2 protein-coding genes and 1 pseudogene are annotated in these 5,578 nt (G+C 68.8%); 1 reads left to right on the top strand and 2 read right to left on the bottom strand.

Going from position 1 to position 5,578, the window contains the following annotated elements; genetic code table 11:
• Positions 1-1,626: 1,626 nt before the first annotated feature.
• Positions 1,627-1,895, top strand: a pseudogene (locus tag ABZS64_RS38970) (transposase); the annotation flags it as partial.
• Between the two features lie 97 nt (positions 1,896-1,992).
• Here the strand turns inward: ABZS64_RS38970 and ABZS64_RS38965 are convergent.
• Complete coding sequence (locus tag ABZS64_RS38965; RefSeq protein WP_355839907.1) at positions 1,993-4,092, bottom strand: serine/threonine-protein kinase; 2,100 nt, start codon at positions 4,090-4,092, stop codon at positions 1,993-1,995.
• A 61-nt stretch (positions 4,093-4,153) separates the two neighbouring features.
• Positions 4,154-5,578 (bottom strand): PQQ-binding-like beta-propeller repeat protein (locus ABZS64_RS38960; RefSeq protein ID WP_355839905.1); only part of this gene is annotated, 1,425 nt, incomplete at its 5' end.

Below are 5,578 nucleotides of genomic sequence, written 5' to 3'. Positions count from 1 at the left end.
AGTATTTATCGACGGACCCCACCTGCTCCACCCAGTGCCTTCTCCAGCGGGGCGCTACAGCGATTCAGCGCCGGCGGACCGCCCGGCATGATCCGCCGGACAGGCCCTAGTCACCGCGCACAGTGGCACAGGGCGTCACTGTGCGCCTATCAAAGATCGCTCTAGCGTTACAGCGCCGTCGAAGACGACGGACCCCCGCGACCGTGCGACCGGCCCGGGGGCATGGCCCACCTGACGAAAGCAGGTAGACGTGCCGCACTGTATCGCCCGACTCCTCACGCTGTTGCTGAGGCTGCTGTTGCCGCCCCAGGGTCGACATCGAACCGTCGCGCATCCGCTGGTCCACGCTGCCACGACACCGCCCTTCACGCCCGCCCCCGCCTTCGGCCGACGCCCCTGCCCCACTGCCCTGCGGAGTGAGGACGCCGCGCTGCTCCACCCCTCGTGTGGCATCAATGTGGAACGGGTGCGGGTGCACAGGGCGGGGGCGGCTCGGTGAGCGCCGTCTCTCAATTGCGGCTGCTGCCGTGGCCGGGTCCGGAGGGGCAACGGTGCTATCTGTCCTCCGACGCCCCAGATAGTCGACTGAACCGACTCGCGGACGAGTTGGAGGCGACGCAACTGGACACGGGGGCGATGGCGCTGGGGCGGGCCCGGGAACTGCTGGTTGACCCGGACGCGACGGTGCAGGAGCTGCGGTGGTTGTCCTGCAGCTGTGCCAGTCATTGGGCGACACGCTGCGGCTAGCAGAAAGCCGCGGCGGACGGCTGCGGCTCCACAAAGACAGCGCGTTCGCCTCCGGAACAGCCGAGGGGCCGGAGCGGTGACCGCCCGCGAGGAGCGCCAGCGACATCAGATGACATTGCGCGTGTACCGCGCGGATGAGGACGGCACGGCCGTCGAAGAGCGCGCACGAGTCGTCGTGGTCTGCGGGCCGGACACGCCGCTGCCGCAGAGCATGGCCTACCCGCCGTGCCGGTGTCCCCGCTGCCCTGGTGATCAGCTGCCCGATGGTCCAGCCGACGTGCTCGGGCAGATGCGCGATCATCCCCGATAGCCGACTCCAAAGCCCTGATGGACCACAGGTAGGTTTCGCGGTTCTGCTCACGGTCGGTCAGAACCCTGAGGGATGCGCCGCGGTCGAAGTGAGTCAGCGGACCAGCGCTTCACCGGGAACAAGCAACTCCGCGTCAGTGAATCGCCCCACTCATCAGGTGAGGTCTTGGAAACGCTCAACGTCGGTCGGCAAGAAGCGGTGGCCGGGGCGGTAGTAGAGGCCTACAAGACCCTCCGAGTCCCTTGGCGCAAACGCCAGCAGCCGGCGTGGCTTGGCGGCAATGCTCACGCTCACGGCGTCGTGCTCCTCTCCGGCCCGCGAGTACACGGTTGCCGGGGCCCTCCTGCGCAGCAGGCCCCCGGGGTCGCCATACCCGTTCTCATAACGTTGACAGTAATTGCACAATCCAAGACGGTCCGCCCGAGCCCCACGGCGCCCGCTGGGACAGCTGATTACATATCTTCACCGCACCGTCGCGAACAACACCTACGAGTAGCCAGGCCCGATTGCTAAGTTGAATCAAGTACACCCAGAAAGCCGCCGAGGCCGCGAAGGTACTTGCTTATGGCATGCGGCAGTTCATCGCCAGTCGGGACTGGCTGACCGTCTGCCCTCCTACGCACCCGACCTCAACCCGGTCGAAGGCATCTGGTCGCTGCTGCGGCGCGGCTGGCTGTCCAATACCGCCTTCACCACCCCGAACACCTCGTCCAGACCATCCGGCAGGGGATGAGGAAGATCCAGTACCGCCCCCCTCATCGACGGAACTTCGATCGCTGCGACCGCGCCTTCCGTGCTCCAGTTGCGACAAGGGGCTTCTGGCGCCGGGACTTACTGAGCTTGAACTCACGAAGTCGTTGGGGACAGGGATAGTCCGGTCCCGGCGAGGCGTCGCCGGCCTGGTCGACGGTCCCAAGCCTTCGGCCTGAGGCGGCTCAGAACACCGGCAGGGCCGTCAGTGAGTGCGAGTCGTGGAGGAAGACGCGGTTGCCGCCGACTGCGATGGCCCAGCGGTTTCCTTCGCCCTTGTCGTACACCATGCGGCGGTAGCCCGTCGCGAGATCGAGGCCGCTCACCTGCGTCGAGTACTCGTCCGTGTCGACGACCCAGACGCCTTTGCCCTGGATCCGCATGGGGCCGTCGCCGCTGTCCATTCTCCAGAGGTATTTGCCCGTCTTGGGGTCCAGGCGTTGGGGCCAGTTGTCGTGGGCGGCGAAGAGCATACCGGCGTAGGCCGTCGGACTGCCCCAGGGTTGCGCCTTGCCGACAGAGTCCTTGCCGGCGGGGACAGACCACACCTGCTTGCCGTGGTCGATGTGCAGCGCCGTCAGTGCCTTGCCGCCGAGGTAGACGATGCCGTCCTGGTGAGCAGGGCGCAGGGGCTCGTCCGACTGGCCGGGGCGGTCCCAGACCTTACGACCGTCGGCGGTGTCGAGGGCGACGACATCGCCCTCGGCTGTGCACAGGACCAGGCGGCCGGCGGCCGCGGTGGCCAACGGGCGTATCTTCGTGCCCAGGTTCACGGTGACCCTGGCCGTCCAGCGGATCTTCGCGTCGGAGCGGCCGACGGAGCGCACCCGGCCGTCCTTGGTTGCGACGTAGACGGCGTCTTCGTCCTCCGCCAGGAGGGAGCGCGCCTCGGCGGCGGCGGTCCACTTGGGGTCGCCGGTGGAGGGTACGTACGTCCGGAGCGTGCCCTTCGTGTCCACCACGATCACGAGGCGGTCCGACAGGGAAAGATAACGGCCCGAAGGAACGGCGGTCTTGGCTCGCCAGCGCTGCTTGCCGGTGACCATGTCGAAGGCCGCCACTCCGCCCGCCTTCGCCCCGACGACGACGACGTCGCCCACGGCCAGAGGCCCGGGCGAGTCCTCCGAGACGACCGGCAGGGGTCCCCACAGGGGCTTGGGCGCTTTGCCGACGATGTACTCGCCCTTGTCCGGGTCGAGTTGCTTCGCCTGCTTGGCCTGTACGGCGGGCGGGATGTCGAAGGGGTCCAACAGGCCCTTCGAGTTCGTGCCGGTGGCCGTCCCGGTGTCGTCCCGCAGCCACCACCACGCCCCCACGCCGCCGCCCGCCGCGAGGACCGTGCCGCCTGCGGCGAGAGTGGTCAGCAGGCGGCGGCGGGAGACCGGGTGGGGCCCGTCGACGCTGGTGGTCAGGCGGCGGATGTCTGTCTCGCGTGTCTTGATGTCGGCCGCCAGCGGGCCGCTTCGCCACACTTGGTCCGAGCCCTTGGGCGGTGTGAACGCGGCCGCGACCTGTCCGGGACCCGGGCGCAGGGCGGGGTCCTTCGCCAGGCAGGGGCCGATCAGCGGCTGGAGTTCTGCGGAGACCTGGCTCAAGTCAGGTTCGCCGTGGACGACTTCGTACTGGACGGCTGCCACATGGCCCGCGTCGAAGGCCCGTCGGCCGCTCGCCGCGTACACGAGAACGGCGCCGAGGGAGAAGACATCCGCCGCGGGCCCGACGCGGTGACCCAGTACCTGCTCGGGAGCGCCGTAGCCCGGGGTCACCGGCACCTGGCCGGTGGTTGTGAGCGTGAGGCCGTGCTCCGGCCGGGCGATGCCGAAGTCGATGACGCGAGGACCTTGAGAGGTCAGCACGATGTTCGCGGGCTTGAGGTCGCGGTGGATCAGGCTGGCGGTGTGGATGTCGTGGAGCGTACGGGAGAGGGCGTCGGCGAGGACGCGTACCGTCGGCCCGTCCATCGGGCCGTACGCGAGGATCGCCTCGTCGAGCGTCGGACCCGCCAGGAACTCGGTGGCGATCCAGGGGCGGCCGCTTTCGGTCTGCGAGCCCAGGACGCGCGCCACGCCCTTGCTGGTGACGGCCTGCGCCATCTCGGCCTCGCGTACGAAGCGCTGTGCGAGGTGCTGATCGTGAGCGAATTCGGGGCGCAGCACCTTCACGGCGGCGGGGCGGCCGGTGCCGTCCTGGCCGAAGTAGACCTTGCCCATGCCGCCTTCGCCGAGCGTGCCGAGAAGGCGGTACGGGCCGAGGCGGAGTGGGTCACCAGTGCTGAGTGGCTTCATGGCTGGGCTTTCCCGGGAGTTGGTCGGAGGTGTGCTTACTGCCAGCGCAGTGCCGGTGTGCTCACTCCAGGGGGTACCCCGCGATGAGCGGGCCGCCTTGGGCGAAGACGATCCGAGCGCGCTCATGGGCGATGAAGCGGGTGCCGGAGGTTTTGTAGGTGGCGGTCGTCGTATGCGTGGAGATGTCGATCTGCCGAAGGCCCGAAGGCCCCCTGCTGTACACGTACTTCGTGCCGATGACCGGGGGGTCGGTGCGGTCTGCCTTCGCGCCTTCGCCGCCCTTCTCCTGCCAACGCACGCGCCCGTCGGCCGCGCCAACGGCGACGAGCCCTTGCTTGTCCTGCACGGCGTACACGACATCGTCCTTGACGGCCGGCGGCCCGAAGGCGGTGTCGGGGTGGCTCTTGGCGAGGCTCCACGCCTCCTTGCCGTCGGTCAGGCGCAGAGCCCGCAGGGGGCCGAAGCCCAGATAGACGTGACTGTCGTCCACGGTCAGCAGGCCCCGGACCAGATCCGGCGCGGCGTTGGTCGCGGGGGCGGACCAAAGGGGATTTCCCGTACGGGAGTCGTGCACCGCGAGCGTCACCCTTTCGGCGGCCGTCTCCTGGAGCAGCACCAGCCGGTTGCCGACGACGCGGCCCGCCAGGAAGTGCGGGCTGCGGGTGTCGATCTTGTGCGGCGGGAGGCGGCGCCGCCAGAGCTCGGCTCCCGAGCGCATGTTGACGGCGACCAGAAACCAGGACTGGCCGCGCTTATAGCCAGTACGAACGTAACCGCCCGTGCCGCCGACCAAATACAGTATGTCCTCTGCGCAGCAGATCAACTGGCTCTCCATGTGCAGGACGTTGAAGTCCGGGAAGGTCTGCCGTGGCTTTGCCGCCTTTCCTGTCTCCGCGTCGACCGAGTCGACGACCAGGGGCTTGACTCCGCCCTCGAGGGGGAAGAACTCGTGGTCGGCGATGCGGAAGATCTGTTTGTCCTCCGTGGCGACGCGCCATGTGCCCTCACCGTCGGTGGTCGTCCAAACACCTTTGCCGGTCTTGGGGTCCACGGCAGCCAGTCCCGTGCCGATCACGAGCATGACGTGATCGCCCAGAGCGACAGGGAAGGGATCGGCCGCCGGGTAGATCCTGTAGTCGATGTCGTCCAGGGGAGGGATCTGGTGCTGCCAGAGGTAGTCGCGCAGCTTCGCTTTCGTCTTCCCGGGACCGTGGGCCGCGCTGCTCGGGCGGGGCTTGCCACCGGAGCCTGAGGAGGCATGCTGGGAGCCGAGCCAGGCCCAAGCGCCCAAGCCCGCCGCCGCGACACCGAGCGCCGAACCTCCGCCCAGGGTCAGGAGTTTGCGGCGCGCCAGGGCCCGGGAAATTGGATCAGCCGCCGTGGGCGCCGCCTCCGCGGGTGCCGGCCGGCGGTACGGCTGGTGCTGCCACACCTCGGTGGCCCGGCGGGTGATTTCCCCCAGGAGGGTGTCCGGGAGGTGGTCGGC

Origin of the sequence: Streptomyces sp. NPDC005408 (assembly GCF_040606445.1) — a bacterium.
Classification (GTDB): Bacteria; Actinomycetota; Actinomycetes; order Streptomycetales; family Streptomycetaceae; genus Streptomyces.
This window is presented reverse-complemented; position numbering and strand designations above follow the sequence as displayed.

What these genes read in the sequence shown, in the direction of transcription:
- ABZS64_RS38965 (WP_355839907.1), bottom strand. Translation starts at nt 4,092, where the DNA reads ATGAAGCCACTCAGCACTGGTGACCCACTCCGCCTCGGCCCGTACCGC.